The 15,083-nt window shown below is 69.5% G+C and carries 13 protein-coding genes and 1 tRNA gene; 2 read left to right on the top strand and 12 right to left on the bottom strand.

The window, feature by feature from the left end:
* Positions 1 to 52: 52 nt before the first annotated feature.
* The 9 genes from lnt to ITJ66_RS11630 form a co-directional block, all read right to left on the bottom strand.
* A complete protein-coding gene (gene lnt / locus ITJ66_RS11670; protein ID WP_370582627.1) occupies positions 53 to 1,636 on the bottom strand; it encodes an apolipoprotein N-acyltransferase in 1,584 nt (527 codons plus the stop codon).
* Complete coding sequence (locus ITJ66_RS11665; protein WP_194644640.1) at positions 1,633 to 4,053, bottom strand: RNA helicase; 2,421 nt, start codon at positions 4,051 to 4,053, stop codon at positions 1,633 to 1,635. The genes lnt and ITJ66_RS11665 overlap by 4 nt, the downstream gene beginning before the upstream one ends.
* Entirely contained in the window at positions 4,050 to 4,811 is a 762-nt protein-coding gene (gene tatC / locus ITJ66_RS11660) for a twin-arginine translocase subunit TatC (protein WP_071260381.1), read from the bottom strand. Before tatC ends, ITJ66_RS11665 begins: the two co-directional genes overlap by 4 nt.
* A gap of 138 nt (positions 4,812 to 4,949) precedes the next feature.
* Positions 4,950 to 5,219 (bottom strand): Sec-independent protein translocase subunit TatA, encoded by a 270-nt coding sequence (tatA, locus tag ITJ66_RS11655; RefSeq protein ID WP_085510936.1) that lies wholly within the window; start codon positions 5,217 to 5,219, stop codon positions 4,950 to 4,952.
* A gap of 81 nt (positions 5,220 to 5,300) precedes the next feature.
* On the bottom strand, positions 5,301 to 6,311 hold the full coding sequence (locus ITJ66_RS11650) for a YafY family protein (RefSeq protein WP_194644639.1): 1,011 nt from the start codon (positions 6,309 to 6,311) through the stop codon (positions 5,301 to 5,303).
* On the bottom strand, positions 6,304 to 7,344 hold the full coding sequence (locus ITJ66_RS11645; RefSeq protein WP_079705985.1) for a YafY family protein: 1,041 nt from the start codon (positions 7,342 to 7,344) through the stop codon (positions 6,304 to 6,306). The genes ITJ66_RS11650 and ITJ66_RS11645 overlap by 8 nt, the downstream gene beginning before the upstream one ends.
* Positions 7,345 to 7,422: 78 nt before the next feature.
* Positions 7,423 to 8,379 carry an FKBP-type peptidyl-prolyl cis-trans isomerase gene (locus ITJ66_RS11640; protein ID WP_194644638.1) on the bottom strand — a complete coding sequence of 319 codons (957 nt, stop codon included), beginning with the start codon at positions 8,377 to 8,379 and terminating at the stop codon, positions 7,423 to 7,425.
* Between the two features lie 71 nt (positions 8,380 to 8,450).
* Positions 8,451 to 9,515, bottom strand: a complete 1,065-nt coding sequence (locus tag ITJ66_RS11635; RefSeq protein WP_194644637.1) for a tRNA (adenine-N1)-methyltransferase — start codon at positions 9,513 to 9,515, stop codon at positions 8,451 to 8,453.
* On the bottom strand, positions 9,512 to 10,216 hold the full coding sequence (locus tag ITJ66_RS11630; protein ID WP_370582626.1) for an HAD family hydrolase: 705 nt from the start codon (positions 10,214 to 10,216) through the stop codon (positions 9,512 to 9,514). Before ITJ66_RS11630 ends, ITJ66_RS11635 begins: the two co-directional genes overlap by 4 nt.
* 81 nt (positions 10,217 to 10,297) lie before the next feature.
* Here ITJ66_RS11630 and ITJ66_RS11625 point away from each other — a divergent pair, with 81 nt between their 5' ends.
* Positions 10,298 to 11,224 carry a PAC2 family protein gene (locus ITJ66_RS11625; RefSeq protein WP_064296958.1) on the top strand — a complete coding sequence of 309 codons (927 nt, stop codon included), beginning with the start codon at positions 10,298 to 10,300 and terminating at the stop codon, positions 11,222 to 11,224.
* 46 nt (positions 11,225 to 11,270) lie between these two features.
* Here ITJ66_RS11625 and mshC read toward each other — a convergent pair whose 3' ends face one another.
* The 3 genes from mshC to ITJ66_RS11610 all read right to left on the bottom strand — a co-directional run bounded on the left by mshC (position 11,271) and on the right by ITJ66_RS11610 (position 14,764).
* Positions 11,271 to 12,509, bottom strand: a complete 1,239-nt coding sequence (gene mshC / locus ITJ66_RS11620; RefSeq protein ID WP_194644636.1) for a cysteine--1-D-myo-inosityl 2-amino-2-deoxy-alpha-D-glucopyranoside ligase — start codon at positions 12,507 to 12,509, stop codon at positions 11,271 to 11,273.
* A complete protein-coding gene (locus ITJ66_RS11615) occupies positions 12,506 to 13,330 on the bottom strand; it encodes an undecaprenyl-diphosphate phosphatase (protein ID WP_194644635.1) in 825 nt (274 codons plus the stop codon). The genes mshC and ITJ66_RS11615 overlap by 4 nt, the downstream gene beginning before the upstream one ends.
* A gap of 114 nt (positions 13,331 to 13,444) precedes the next feature.
* Positions 13,445 to 14,764 carry a M20/M25/M40 family metallo-hydrolase gene (locus ITJ66_RS11610; RefSeq protein ID WP_085510930.1) on the bottom strand — a complete coding sequence of 440 codons (1,320 nt, stop codon included), beginning with the start codon at positions 14,762 to 14,764 and terminating at the stop codon, positions 13,445 to 13,447.
* Positions 14,765 to 14,939: 175 nt separating this feature from the next.
* Here ITJ66_RS11610 and ITJ66_RS11605 point away from each other — a divergent pair.
* Positions 14,940 to 15,023 (top strand) — tRNA-Leu (locus ITJ66_RS11605).
* Positions 15,024 to 15,083 lie beyond the last annotated feature (60 nt).

Below are 15,083 nucleotides of genomic sequence, written 5' to 3'. Positions count from 1 at the left end.
CCCTGACAGGCCTCCCCTCGATCGGCTGATCCGGTACCGGATCAGCCGATCGTCATGTCCGGGGCCGGTTCGGGACGCGCCGGGGCCTGCCGGCGAAACCGGCGAGGACCAGCGAGGCGAGTCCCATGCCACCGATGAACATCTCGAGCTGGTGACCGAAGGCCATCGACGGCGTGACCGTGTCCGTCAGCGGCACCTCGGAGACCATCGAGCCGGGGCGGAAGGCCGGGATGCTGTCGATCGTCGAGCCGTCGGGCCCGATGATCTGGCTGGTCCCCACCGTGGAGATGTTCACCACGGACCGAGCCGATTCGATAGCCCGGAGCCGTGCGATCGCCAGCTGCTGTTGATTCTCGTCCGTCTGCCCGAAGTCCGCGTTGTTGGTCTGGGCGAACACGATCCGCGCGCCGCCCGCCACCGCGTCGCGGGTGAGCTGGTCGTCGGCGATGTCGAAGCAGATGCTGATCCCTGCGAGCACGCCGTCGATGTCGAAGACGTTGTCCTTCGTGCCCGGGGTGTACTCGCGCTGGATGAGGCCGATGAGGTCGGGTGCGAACGGCTCCCAGAACTTCCGGTCCGGGACGTATTCACCGAACGGGACCGGGTGCTTCTTGTCGTAGACGTCGCGGACGCCATCCGAGGCGTCCCAGAGGAGTGACGAGTTGTAGTAGCGGTCGCCGCGTTGGGAGATCGCACCGACGACGAACGGTGCGTCCATGCGACGGCTCAACGCGTCGAGGGCTGCAGCCGATTGGGGAACCCGCTGCGGGTCGAGGTCTGCGCTGCCCTCGGGCCAGACCACGACGTCGACGTCCGCGTCGAGCACCTGCAGCGTCTCGTCGATCTGGGTCTGCATGACGGTGCCGGGTGCTGCGGCGTCGAAGTAGCCGGCGGGGCCGTTGCCCTGGATGGCAGCCACCCGCATGCTCCCGGTCGTCGCCGTCGGCCATGCCGGCACGACGAGCACCGCGATGACCGCGAGGACCGCGGTCCCGACCCGGCTGACCGTCGGGAGCTCGGCGGTCGCCGCGAGCTGGAGGGCGAGTGCCACGAGCAGCACCATGAGGAACGACAGCCCCGAGAACCCGACCCAGGCCACGAGTGGTGCGAACGGGCTCTCGGACTGGCTGAGCGCCATCCTCGCCCACGGGAATCCGCCGTAGGGCCAGGTGCTCACGAGCGTCTCGCGCGCGGTCCACAGGGCGGCGACGACCGCGGCGGTCAACCAGACCCGCCCCCCGATCCCGGGGAAGGCGCGCGGCACCCAGCGGTACGCCAGGGTGATGAGCACGGCTCCGAGCGCGAAGAAGATGGCCTCCAGCGTCGACAGTGCCGCCCACGGGACGGGACCCAGGTAGGCGGTCGCCCACTCGATGTGGATGAGGTAGAACGACTCCCCCGCCAGGAAGCCGACGAGGAGCGCACCGCCGACGCTGCGCCCCATGAGGGTGAGGAGGACGAGGGCGATGCCGACGAACGTCAGGGGCCAGACCCCGCGGTCCGGGAAGCCGGCGTCGAGGACCGGGCCGGCGGCGATGGCCACGACGGCCGCGAGCCAGAGCGGGAGCGGCGGACGACGGTCGACCAGCGCGTCGATCGGTCGGAGCCGGTGGCTCCGACGGTGCAGGGGCCTCACAGCGAGCTGTACGCGACGATGCCGCGTCGGATCGAGTCCAGCGCCTCACGCGAATGACGACCCACCGGTCCGTCGACGACGCGGAGCTGATCGAGCAGGTCGATGGTCTGCTTGCACCACCGCACGAAGTCGCCGGCGGCGAGTTCCGCCTCGATGAGCACCGTGTCGAGGTTCGCACCCTTGGCCCACTGGTGCATCGCGAGGGAGAGACCGGTCGAGATCGGGTTGCTCCCCGGGAGGCGGTGCTCCCGTTCGCTGTCGTCGAGCCGGCTCCAGAGGTCCTGCGTCCGTTCGAGCGCGGAGCGGAACGGGCCGCGGGGCAGGAAGCGCTCCGGGGTGTTCTGCTCCTCACGCCGTGGTTCGTACACGATCGCGGCGGCCATCGCCGCGAGGGATGCGGCATCGAGGTCGTTCCAGGCACCGGTTCGCAGGCATTCCGCCACGAGGAGGTCCCGTTCTCCGTAGATGCGCTTCAAGGTGCGTCCGGGAGCCGCGACGACGACTGCGCCGTGCTCGTCGCGTGCCAGGTACTCGTACTCGAGCAGCACGTCGACGACCCGGTCGAACACACGAGCGACCGCGCCCGTCCGCGTCTGGATCTGCTGTCGCAGCTGGTCGGTCTGCTTCTTGAGCTTGAACCATCGTTCCGCCCAGCGAGCGTGGTCCTCGCGGTGCGGGCAGACGTGGCAGGCGTGAGCCCGCATGCGCTTGCGGAGTTCGGCGAGCTTGCGTTGGCGACGGTCCTTCGACGCGCGCGAGCCGTTCGGCTCGCCCTTGCGTTCGAGGTCCGTGAGCTCGCGCCGGATGCCCGCGTACTCGACGAAGTTCCCGAGGTGGCACGACATGGACTTCTCGTAGCCGGCGAGCGAGGACTCCTGCTCGCGCACCTTCCGGGCGATCCCGACGACGGCTCGGTCCGCCTGGAACTGCGCGAAGGACGACTCGAGGATCTGACGGGTGCGTTGACGGCCGAACTGGTCGATCAGGTTGACCGCCATGTTGTAGGTCGGGCGGAAGCTGGAGTTGAGCGGGTAGGTGCGTCGGGAGGCCAGCGAGGCGACGGACTGCGGGTGCAGCCCCTCGGTCCACTGGATCACGGCGTGGCCCTCGACGTCGATGCCACGGCGTCCGGCACGCCCCGTGATCTGGGTGTACTCCCCCGGGGTGATCGGGACGCGTGCCTCGCCGTTGAACTTCTCGAGCTTCTCGAGGACGACCGTCCTGGCCGGCATGTTGATGCCGAGCGCGAGGGTCTCGGTCGCGAAGACGACCTTCACGAGCTTCCGCCGGAAGAGCTCCTCGACGACCTCCTTGAACGCCGGCAGGAGACCGGCGTGGTGGGCGGCGACGCCCCGCTCCAGACCGTCGAGCCACTCCCAGTAGCCGAGGACGGCGAGGTCCTCGTCGAGAAGGGTCCGGCAGTGCTCGTCGACGATCTGGCGGATCTCGTCGCGTTCGTGCGCCTCGGTCAGCCTGATGCCCGAACGGAGGACCTGCTTGACCGCCTGGTCGCACCCGACACGGCTGAAGACGAAGAAGATCGCCGGGAGCAGGTGGTGGTCGTCGAGCATCTGGACGAAATGCCCACGGTCGAGCTTCTCGGCCCGATGCGGGGCTCGGCGCTGGTTGTAGCGGCTGACGTCCTTGTACTGACGGCTGTTCGGTGCACGGCCACCGAACTGCGCCATGCGGACGAGCTCCGGGTTGACCTGATGGGTGTCGGCGAGGCTCGGTGCGGCGAACAGGTCGATGAGTTTGTTCCGCATCAGCACGTGCTGGGTGAGGGGCACCGGGCGCTCCTCGGACACGATGACGGCGGTGTCGCCGCGGACGGCCTGCAGCCAGTCGCCGAACTCCTCGGCGTTCGACACGGTCGCGCTCAGCGACACCATCCGGACGGCCTGCGGGAGGTGGATGATGACCTCTTCCCACACCGCTCCGCGGAACCGGTCCGCCAGGTAGTGCACCTCGTCCATGATGACGAAGGCGAGGTCGGTCAGCGCGTCGGAGTCCGCGTACAGCATGTTGCGGAGGACCTCGGTCGTCATGACGACGATGCGGGCGTTGCCGTTCACGTTCGTATCGCCCGTGAGCAGGCCGACGTGCTCGGACCCGTACTCGGCGGTGAGCTCCTGGAACTTCTGGTTGCTGAGCGCCTTCATCGGCGTGGTGTAGAAGACCTTGCCGCGGTCGCCGTGCATGGCGAGGGCGATCGCGAACTCGGCGACGATGGTCTTGCCGGCCCCCGTCGGTGCGGCGACGAGGACACTGCTGCCGTTCTCGATCCGCTCGCACGCCTCGAGTTGGAACGCGTCCAGGTCGAAACGCTGCCTCGCGCGGAACTCCTGGAGCCTCGGTGTCGCGTTCCGGACCGCTGCTGCCCGATACCGCTCGGCAGGGGAAGCAGTGTCGCTCATGCGAGCCCCGCGCTGCCGAGTTCGGCGTCGATGCGTCGCTGTCGCTTGGCCGCACTGCGGTCGTGGAGGACGGCGACGCCGTAGGCCGCGAAGTACAACAGGACCATCGGGATCGCCAGGACGAACATCGACACGATGTCGGCGGCGGGCGTGGCGATGGCCGTGAAGAGCACGATGACGAGGATCGCGACCCGCCACGCCTTGATGATCGCCGCTGCGGAGAGCACGCCGACGAAGTTCAACAGGACGAGGAACACGGGCAGGACGAAGGCGACACCGACCGCGAGCACCAGCTTCAGGACGAAGTCGTAATAGGTGGTGGCGTCGAGGAAGTTGGCCGCTGCCGTCGGGGTGAAGCCGAGCATGAGCTCGACGATGTGCGGCAACACGAACCAGCCCGCGTAGCAGCCCGCGAGGAACAACGGCACGGCGGTCGCGAAGAACCCGATCGCGTACTTCAGCTCCTTGCGCGTCAGGCCGGGCACGAGGAACGCCCAGATCTGGTAGAGCCACACCGGGCTGGACAGGACGACGCCGGCGGTGAGGGCGATCTTCATCCGGAGGTCGAACGCGCTCGTGACGTTGGTGAAGTTCAGGAACGCCTGCCCGCGATCGTCGGCGATGACGAGGATGGGGGCGCTCATCGCCTCGATGATCCACTCGGAGGCGATGAAACCCGCGACCATGCCGACGATGATGCCGATGGCGGAGTAGAACAGCCGCTTCCGCAACTCGACGAGGTGCTCGCCGAGGGACATCCGCCCTTCGCGGTTCTGTTTCTTGGGACGCTTCTCGGTCAGGGCCACGGCGACATCGTCCGTTCCTGAGCAGCGTGTTCGAGGCGCACTCGTCGGGGGCCAGGTGCTGGCGTCATCGGGCTCGGGTGGTCCTCAGGGTTACGGCTTGACCGGCGGGTCGGTCGGCTTCTGCGGGGCCGTCGCGGCCGGAGTCGGGTCGGCGGGTGCCGCACTCGCGGGCGGAACCGTGCCAGTCGCGTCGGGCGAGGCGGGCTCGTCGTCGCGCATGCTCTTGACCTCGCTCTTGAAGATCCGCATCGACTGGCCGACGCTGCGGGCGAGACCCGGGAGCTTCGGTGCTCCGAACAGCAGCAGGACGATGAGGAGGATGATGACGAGGTGCCACCCGGTGAATGCGTTGCCGAACATAGTCTTCGTTCCTGATCTTCGAGGTCGAGGTCCACTCACTCTACCCTGCATCTCCCGCTCTCCTGCCGGGAGTCTCGGGAGTCAGCTCCCGGATGTCGTGCGGTACTGCGCGAGACCGGCGGCCGCCCAATCGGCGACCGCGTCGCGCGCGTCCGCCGGGCCGAGCACGGTGATGAGCCCGGGGTGTGCGGCGACCAGTCGTTTGAGGCCGTGATGGTGCGCGAGGCGCAGGGTCGCGGTCACCTCGGCGTCGCTGTCCTCGCGGGCTGCGGAGCCGCCTGGCGCGCTGTCGACGGCGACCACGTAGTCGTCGATGAGCGGCAGGACCGAGCGTCGGACGAGCACGGTGACGTTGCGGTCGGAGTCGCTCGGCTCGAACAACGCGGTCGGGACGACGACGTCCGCTTCCCGGAACACGACCTCGGCGTCGGTCTCCCGGAGCTCGGTCATCCGATCGAGACGGAAGCGACGCGTCGCCTCGCGCAGGTGGCACCACCCGTAGAGGTACCAGTCCTGGTCCTGGGACTCGAGACGCAGCGGGTCCACCAGCCTCGCCTCGGTCGCCCCACTCGCGTCGACGTAGTCGAACGCGACGCTGTGGCCGGCTGCCAGAGCCGATCGGATGATGCCGACCGCGTTCGCGGAGTAGGACTCGGTGACCGCGAGCTGCCCCGGAGCCGACGACGCCCCGCGGGCGAGCTTCGCCATCACGCCGCCGATGACGTCGCTGTCGACGAATTCGGGAAGGCGCTGGAGCGACTGCAGTCCGGCGATGAGGGCGGAGGCCTCGCGGGCTGAGAAGCGGGGACTGTCGTCGAGGGCGACCCGGTGGGTGAGGACGATCTCGTCGTCCTCCTCGAAGCTGCCCCAGTCGATGTCGAAGAGGTCGCCGGCGAGGTACTGCCGGGTGTCGCCAGGCACGCCGGACACCGTCAAGAGTTCGACCGCTTCACGGATCTGGCGCGGGGACAGGCCGAAGTGCCGTGCGGCCTCGTCGACCGTGACCCGCTCGCGGTCGATGAGGTACGGCACGAGCGAGAGGAGGAAGATCAGCTTGTCCTGGGCGCGGGGCGCCGCCGGTCGCTTAGCCACGGGCGGTCTCCTCGGGGTGGGGTGCGTCGTCCGTCGCGCGGTGGCGGGCGACGACCAGCTCGAGTCTGGACGCCACGGCCTCGACGAGTGCCGGAGGGTCGAGGACGACGACCTCCGGGCCGAACCCGGCGAGCTCGTCGGCGAGGATGTGGTGGTCGAGGTACGGGATGGTGAGTTCCGTGCGCTCCGTGTCGCTGACGCCGTAGCGGTTGCCGAGGCGTGCCGCGGCGTCGGTTCCGGGCCGGACACGGACGAGGGCGCGCTGCGACGAGGACACGCGGCGCAGGCCGTCGATCGCGTCGGCGGCGTGGTCGCGGTCGTCGGCGGGGAACGACTCCCCCGTCGGCTTGACCGGACCGACGATCCGCGAGAGGAGGAACGTCCGGGGCTCGTCCACCGTCCGGTCGGTCGCATAGAGGTGCCAGCGACCCTCGTGCTGGACGAGCGCCAACGGTGCGACGGTGCGGACGCGTGGCCGCGCCTCGCCGGGCTTCAGGTAGGGGAAGGCGACCACGGACCGACGTTCGAGCGCCGCGTCGAGCGGTTCGAACGAGGCCTCCCGGGTGCGGAGTCGCGGCGCATATCCGATGATCGGTTCGTCGGGCTCGATGCCGAGCGACCGCAACTTCGTCATCGCGCGCTGCGACTGGCCGGAGAGCGACCCCTCACGCCACACGGTGGCTGCGAGCGACAGCAGTGACAGCTCCGCCGGGGTGAACCGGACGTCGGTGGGGAGCTCGTAGGCGCCTTTCGGGATCCGATAGCGCATCGACTGGTTGTTGCCGGGTTCGCCCGGCTGCTCGATCGTCTCGAGCGGGACGCCGAGTTCGCGGATGTTGTCCTTGTCGCGCTCGAACTGTCGCTCGAGGCTGGCGTTGCCGCCCCCACTCGAATACTGCTGGCGGTAGCCCTGGACGGTCGACAGGATCTCGTTCTTCGTCAGGCCGGTCTGCGTGGCGAGGAGCGCGAGCACGAGGCTGAAGAGTCGCTCCTCCACCGGGACCGGCTTCGGGGACTCGCGGGCTGAGGACACCGGTCCAGTCTACCGACGGACGGCCCGTCCCCCACCCGCGACGCGGGCGTGGGACGGGCCGTCTCCGAAGCGTGTCGGCTACTGCGCCGCGCGCTGGGTGCCGAGCACATCGATGACGAACACGAGCGTCGCGCCGGCCGGGACGGTGCCCGAGCCCTGCTCGCCGTAGCCGTCCTTCGGCGCCACCACGAGGATGATCTGTGAGCCGACCTGCTGGCCGACGACCGCGTCGTTGAAGGCCTTGATCATCTGACCGCCGTCGGCCTGGAAGACGAGGGGCTGGCCCTTCTCCCAGCTGCTGTCGAAGACGCTCTTCTGATCCCACAGCACGCCGGTGTAGTTGACGATGACCTGGTCGCCTGCCTTGACCGTGGCACCGTCGCCGACGCGGGACAGGGTGTGCTTCGTCTCGGTCGGGGCGGGGGCCGCCGGGATGGTGATGCCGGGCTGGCCGCTCGGAGCGGTCACGACGGACGGGAACCCCGACGGGATCGGGCGTTCGGCGCCGTCGGCCTTGGGCAGCGCCGCTCCCTGGATGTCGGCGACGAGGATGATCGCGTCGTCCTTCTTGATGCCGTTCGCCTCGCTGCCACCGCTCGGGCCGAAGGCGTCCTCGGGTGAGATAGCCGCGACGACACGGGATCCGACCGTCGTGCAGGCGAACGCCTTCGCGAAGCCGGGGAGGCTTCCGGACAGGGCGATGAGGGTGCTCGCGGGCCCGTTGAAGTCCGTCTGCTGCAGGACGTCTCCGGTGCGTCCGTTGAGGAGCATCAGGTTGAGGTTGACGGTGCCGTCGGCCGAGACCTGCTGACCGTCGCCCTGGATGACGACCTGGCGCTCCGTCGTCTTCGTGTACAGCGGCTTCGGGAGCTCCACCTTCGGGGTGGATCCGAAGTCACCGGACACGCTGATGAGCTTCGTCGCGTCGCCGGCGGACGCCGCGGTGTCGCAGGAGGCCGAGCCCGGCGCGGTGCACCCGGTGAGGGAGACGAGCAACAGGCCTGCTGCGGCGATGAGAGCTGGTGCAGTGCGCACGGATCCTCGTTTCGGTGGTACGGGTGGGACGGCAGGTCGCCGTCGCACAGTTTAGTCGACGTGAACCGGGGTCAACGATCGTCGCCGAGAGCCGGCTCAGCGGCGGACGGTTCGATCGACTCGTCCGGCCCCACGCTGTCGCCGTCGAGGCCCCGCGCACGGGACAGCTCGGCACTCGCCCCGGCGCTCCTGGCGCGCTTCCGCAGGATCTTCGCGCTCGCGGAGCGTTCCCCGAGGGCGCCCGGCGTCCACAGCTCGACGTCCTCGGCGCTGAAGTCGCTCTTCGAGGCGCGTCGCTTCAGCTCGGGCAGGACCGTGCCGGGAGCGAGCTTCCGCGCGGTGATGAGGAAGCCCGTGTGTCCGATCATCCGGTGGTCCGGTCGCACTGCGAGCCCCTCGACGTGCCACCCGCGCATCATCGTCTCGTTCGACTGCGGGTTGGTGAAGCCGCCCGTCCCTCGGATCGCTTCGGCGACCCGGGACAGCTGGGTGACGGTGGCGACGTAGCAGAGGATCACGCCGCCGGGCTTCAGCGCCTCCCAGGCGACGTCGAGGCACTCCCACGGTGCGAGCATGTCGAGCACCACGCGGTCGACGGATTCGGCGGGCATCGTGTCGGGCAGGGTCTCCTGGAGGTCGCCGACCGTGACCGACCAGTTCTGCGGGTCGTAGCCGAAGAAGGTCGCGACGTTGCCTCGCGCGACGTCGGCGAACTCGTCCCGACGCTCGAAGGAGGCCAACCTGCCCGACGGTCCGATGGCCCGGAGGAGCCAGAGGGAGAGCGCGCCGGAACCGACACCGGCCTCGACGACCGTCGCGCCGGGGAAGATGTCCGCCTGGCCGATGATCTCGGCCGCGTCCTTCGGGTAGATGATGGCGGCACCGCGAGGCATCGACATCACGAAGTCGACCAGCAGCGGCCGGAGTGCGAGGTGCTCGATGCCCTCGGTGTTGGCGACGACGCTGCCGTCCGGCAGGCCGATGATCGTGGTGTGCTCGATCATCCCGCGGTGCGTGTGGAAGACCTTGCCGGCCTCGAGCGTGATGGTGTTCTTCCGCCCCTTCGGTCCGGTCAGCTGCACGCGGTCACCCTCGCGGAAGGGGCCGCTGTTCGCCGGCTGGTGGTTCGCGCTCATCGCTGTGCTGCCTCTGTCTCGGGGTGGTGGGTGGTGCCGCTCGCGGTCGAGCGCAGCTCGGCGAGGTCGGCGACGGAGCGCCCGGCGAGGGTGTCCCAGGTGGTGTGGTGGGGGCCCTCCGGGATCGGCACGATGTGCGGGACGGACACGGCGATGGTCCCCGCCGCGAGCGCGGACGCGAGACCGGTGGCGGAGTCCTCGATCGCGATGCACTCGCGCGGGTCGACGCCGAGTGCCTCGGCGGCCCTGAGGTAGGGGTCCGGATGGGGCTTGGGGTGCTCGACCTCGTCGCCGGCGACGATGAGGTCGAACGCGTCGAACGGGATGCCGCCCGCGATGTCCTCGGCCATGGACCGGATCGACATGGTGACGAGCGCGGTCGGCACGCCGGCGTCCCGGAGCTCGTGGAGCAGCTCCTGGGCGCCGGGACGGAACGGGACGCCGCGTTCCTGGATGAGGCGCCGCACGTGGTCCGTGAGGTGGGCGACGATCGTGTCCGCGTCCAGCGCGACGCCGCGGCCCTGGAGCACGGCGGCGGAGTCCCAGAGCCCGTTCCCGACGAGCAGGAGGCCGTCCTCATGGGTCCAGGTGCCACCGTGGGCCGCGACCAGCTCGGTCTCGGCCTCCATCCAGTAGGGCTCGGTGTCGACGACGGTGCCGTCCATGTCCCAGAGGATTGCGGCAGGGAGGAGAGTGGTCACGGGGTGCCATGCTACCGGGTGGTGAAGCGCCTATCCTGGATGGATGGTCGCGGAAGGTCCCCGTGCACCGAGGAGTGAGACGTGACGGAAGACACCAAGGAGCCGCTGGGCGGTCGCCTGCTCGTCGTGGCGTTCGAGGGTTGGAACGATGCCGGCGAGGCGGCGAGCGGCGCGGTGCGCGTGCTTCGCGACTCGCTCGCCCTCCGCCCGCTGCTCGAGATCGACCCGGAGCCCTACTACGACTACCAGTTCAACCGGCCGACGGTCGGCGTCGACGAGGACGGCAAACGGTCCCTGACCTGGCCCGGTACCACGATCTCGGGGCCCGACCCCGAAGCGGCGAAGCCCGCGACCCCCCTGGCGGAGGACGCCGCGCTCCGGGTCAGCGAGGGCGGCGGCGACAACGTCTACGTGTTGCTCGGTGCCGAGCCCTCACGCGGCTGGAAGGCGTTCGTCGACGAGATCCTCGCCGTGATCACCGAGCAGCGCATCACCGGCATGGTGATGCTCGGTGCGATGCTCGCCGACGTCCCGCACACGCGACCCATCTCGGTCTTCGCCTCGAGCGAGAACGCGGAGCTGCGGCAGGCCCTGCAGCTCGAGCGCAGCACGTACGAAGGGCCGGTCGGCATCCTCAGTGTGCTGGCCGACGCCGCCGAGCGGCAGGGCGTCCAGAGTCTGTCGGTCTGGGCCTCGGTCCCCCACTACGTGCACAGCGCGCCCTCCCCGAAAGCCGTCCTGGCGCTGATCGACAAGCTCGAGGAGCTCATCGACGTCGTCATCCCCCGCGGAGCCCTCGTCGAGGAGTCCGGCGAGTGGCAGAGCGGGATCGACACGCTCGCCGCCGAAGACGAGGACATGGCCGCCTACATCCAGCAGCTGGAGCAGGCGCGCGACACCGTCGAGTCGCCCGAGGCGAGCGGCGAGGCCATCGCCAAGGAGTTCGAGCGGTACCTCCGTCGGGACGAGGGCAAGGGCGACGAGCCCTGGCGGAAGGACCGCGAGTAACCCGGTCCCATCGCGGTGGCGCGACCTCGGTGAGCCGCCGTCCTGCTCAGCGCACGCCGAGGAGCGCGTCGACGGCCGACCGCGCGAGGTCGGCGTCGTCGACGCCGGTCGTCGCTGCGGCGTCGACGAGTGCGATGGCACCCGGGGTGTCGAGGTCGTCCGCCAGTCGGACCCGCATCGCCTGCAGCAGCTCGACGGCGGACGCTCCACTCGCGGCGTCCGTCGCGAAGGCCGAACGCCAGGTCCCGAGCCGACGATCGGCCAGGACGAGGTGCTCGTCGTGCCACTCCCAGTCGCTGCGGTAGTGGTTCGCGAGGATTGCGAGTCGGATGGCCGAGGGGTCTGCTCCGTCGGCGGCCAAGCGTGAGACGAGGACGAGGTTGCCCAGGGACTTCGACATCTTCGTGCCCTCGTAGGCGACCATGCCGGCGTGGCTGAACACCTTGGCGAGCGGGCGACCGGACAGCGCTGCGGCGTGCCCGGCACTCAGGTCGTGGTGCGGGAAGACGAGGTCGGAGCCGCCACCCTGGACCGTGAAGTCGGATCCGAGGTGCTGGAGGGCGATGACCGAGCACTCGATGTGCCAACCGGGGCGTCCTTGGCCGACGGGTGACTCCCAGCTCGGCTCGCCGTCGCGCGCCGCCCGCCAGAGCAGTGGATCGAAGGCGTCGCGTTTCCCGGCGCGGTCGGGGTCTCCCCCGCGCTCGGCGAAGAACGCGGCCATCGTCGCCTCGTCGAGCCCGCTCTCCGCGCCGAGGTGCCAGACGTCGTCGGCCGCGGCGCGCACGTCGAAGTAGACGTCGTCTCCGGCGGCACTGTCCGGGGTGTCGACCGTGTAGGCGACACCGCGCTCGATGAGCAGCGCGACGGCGTCGGCGATCGGTCCGATGACCTCGGTGACCGCGACGTAGTCCTCGGGTGGCAGGATGCTGAGGCGTTCCATGTCGCTTCGGAAGAGTTCGACCTGGCTCGCTGCGAGTTCGATCCAGTCGACGCCGGTCGCGTTGGCCCGCTCGAGCAGCGGGTCGTCCACGTCGGTGACGTTCTGGGCGTAGTGCACCTCATAGCCGGCGTCCAGCCAGACGCGCTGCAGGGTGTCGTAGGCGAGGTAGCTCGACGCGTGGCCGAGGTGGGTCGCGTCGTACGGGGTGATGCCGCAGACGTACAGCCGCGCCGTACGTTCGGCAGAGGCCTCGATGAGACCGGCGCTCGGGGTGTCCCAGAGACACGGGGCCGTGCCGGAGCCGGGCAGCTTCGGGACGACCGGGGCGGACCAGGCCCTCACGCGTTGATCACGCCCGTGCCGAGCAGCACCAGCAGGACGACGCCGAGCACGATGCGGTAGACGACGAAGGGCAGGAAGCTGCGCTTCGAGATGTAGCTCATGAAGAAGGCGATGACCGCGAGGCCGACGACGAACGCGATGATGGTGGCCACGAGCGTCTCGACCGGTCCGTACGGGCTCGGCTCGCCGATGCTCTTGAAGACCTGGTAGAAGCCGCTGCCGAACACCGCGGGGATCGCGAGCAGGAAGGCGTACCGCGCCGCAGCACGGCGCTCGTAGCCCATGAACAGCCCCGCCGTGATCGTGCCGCCGGAGCGGGAGACACCGGGGATGAGGGCGAGCGCCTGGGCGCCTCCGAAGATCGCGCCGTCGCGGTAGGTCAGGCTCTTCAGGCGTCGCTTCTTCGCTCCGACGGCGTCGGCGACACCGAGCAGGATGCCGAACACGATGAGCATGATCGCGACGATCCACAGTGAGCGGAAGGTCGTCTCGATCTCGTCCTGGAACAACAGGCCGAGCACGACGATGGGGACGCTGCCGATGATGATCAGCCACCCCATGCGGGCGTCGGCGTCATCCCTCGGGATCTTGCCGACGAGGGCCTTGCTCCAGGAGGAGATGATGCGGACGATGTCGCGCCAGAAGAACACCACGACGGCGGCCTCGGTACCGATCTGGGTGATCGCGGTGAACGCCGCGCCAGGGTCCTTCGCCCCCGGGAGGAACTCGCCGAGGATGCGCAGGTGCGCACTCGAGGAGATCGGGAGGAACTCGGTGAGCCCCTGGACGAGTCCGAGGATGATGGCGTTGATGAGGTCCACAGGGCACCTTTCTGCAGCCGGATGGCTGGTGTTCGGCCGGATCCGGCAGTCGTCGGCGGGGCGGCTCCTGGAGCGTCTCGCGGCGCGGAGGGCGCGGAGACGGACCGTGGGAAGTCAGTAGTCGAGGAGGAGGTCCGTGAGGACCTGCTTGCCAAACCCTAGCGCGTCGAGCGGCACGCGCTCGTCGACTCCGTGGAACATCGCGGGGAAGTCCAGGTGTTCCGGCAGGCGCAGCGGAGCGAAGCCGTACCCGGTGATGCCGAGGAGCGACAGTGCCTTGTTGTCGGTGCCGCCGGAGAGCATGTACGGGAGCACCGGGGCGCCGGGGTCGTGGCGCCCGAGGGTCTCGACGACCGCGTCGACGAGCGGACCCGAGAACGGTGTCTCGAGGCCGATGTCGCGGTGCATGACGACGATCTCGATGTCCTCACCGACGATCTCCGCGACGCGCGCGAGCACGGCGTCCTCCTCGCCGGGCAGGGTGCGGATGTCGACGAGCGCCTCGGCGCGATCGGGGATCACGTTGTGCTTGTATCCGGCCTGCAGCAGGGTCGGGTTGCTCGTCGTGCGGAGCGAGGCCTGGATGAAGCCGGAGGCGGTACCCGTCGCGAGGGCGAGCTCGTCCGGGCCGAGCCGTTCGGGCGTGGTGCCGAGGATGGTGGCGATCTCACGGAGCAGCTGCTCGGTGGTGTCGGTGAGTCGGACGGGCCACTCGGTGCGTCCGATGGCCGCCACCGCTTCCGCGAGGCGGGTGACGGCGTTGTCCTGCACGTAGCGGGATCCGTGGGCCGCTCGTCCGGTCGCGACCAGTTTGATCCAGACGAGGGCCTTCTCCGAGGTCTGGAGGAGGTAGGAGCGGCGTCCGCCGAACGTGATCGAGTACCCGCCGACCTCGCTGATCGCCTCGGTCGCGCCGGCGAAGAGCTCCGGTCGTTCCGTCACGAGGTGGTGCGAGCCGAACACGCCGCCGTTCTCCTCGTCCGAGAACATCGCGATCACGAGGTCGCGTTCCGGCCGACGGCCGCTGCCGAGGATCTCGCGGAGCGACGCGAGGATCATCGCGTCCATGTTCTTCATGTCGACGGCCCCGCGTCCCCACAGCAGGCCGTCCTTGATCTCGCCGCCGAAGGGGTCCACCGACCAGTTCGCAGGATCGGCGGGCACCACGTCGAGGTGCCCGTGCACGACGAGCGCCGGCTTCTCGGGGTTCGCACCGGCGACCCGTGCGACCACGCTGGTCCGGCCCGGAGCGGCGTCGATCAGCTCCGGCTCCAGACCGAGGTCGCGGAGGTACGCCTCGACATATTCGGCGGCCTCCGTCTCGCCGTTGGAGCGGCCCTCACCGTAGTTCGTCGTGTCCATGCGGATGAGGTCCCGCGCGATCCGCGTGGTCTCGTCGAGCGTGAGGTCGGATGCGTCTGAGCCGGAGGTCATGGCTCCACGCTACCCGTCGGCCCTGACCGCTGCACCTCTCCCCCGATTGCACGGTCGACGCACGGCCGGAGGGCGTCAGGAAGTTCCTCTGGCGGTACGAGGTGGTGAACGGCTGTCGAAATCCGTGCTAGAGTTTCTTCTCGTGCCCAGCGAAAGCCGGACACGATCACAACACGCGCGGGTGGCGGAAATGGCAGACGCGCTAGCTTGAGGTGCTAGTGCCCTTACGGGCGTGGGGGTTCAAGTCCCCCTTCGCGCACACCGTGTTGAGACGGCGAACGGCCGGAGCGAAAGCTCCGGCCGTTCTTGTTTTCCCGCC

Origin of the sequence: Plantibacter sp. VKM Ac-2885, assembly GCF_015351205.1 — a bacterium.
GTDB classification, from domain to species: domain Bacteria; phylum Actinomycetota; class Actinomycetes; order Actinomycetales; family Microbacteriaceae; genus Plantibacter; species Plantibacter auratus.
The sequence above is the reverse complement of the archived record's forward strand: the minus strand, read 5'-3'. Positions and strand labels throughout refer to the sequence as shown.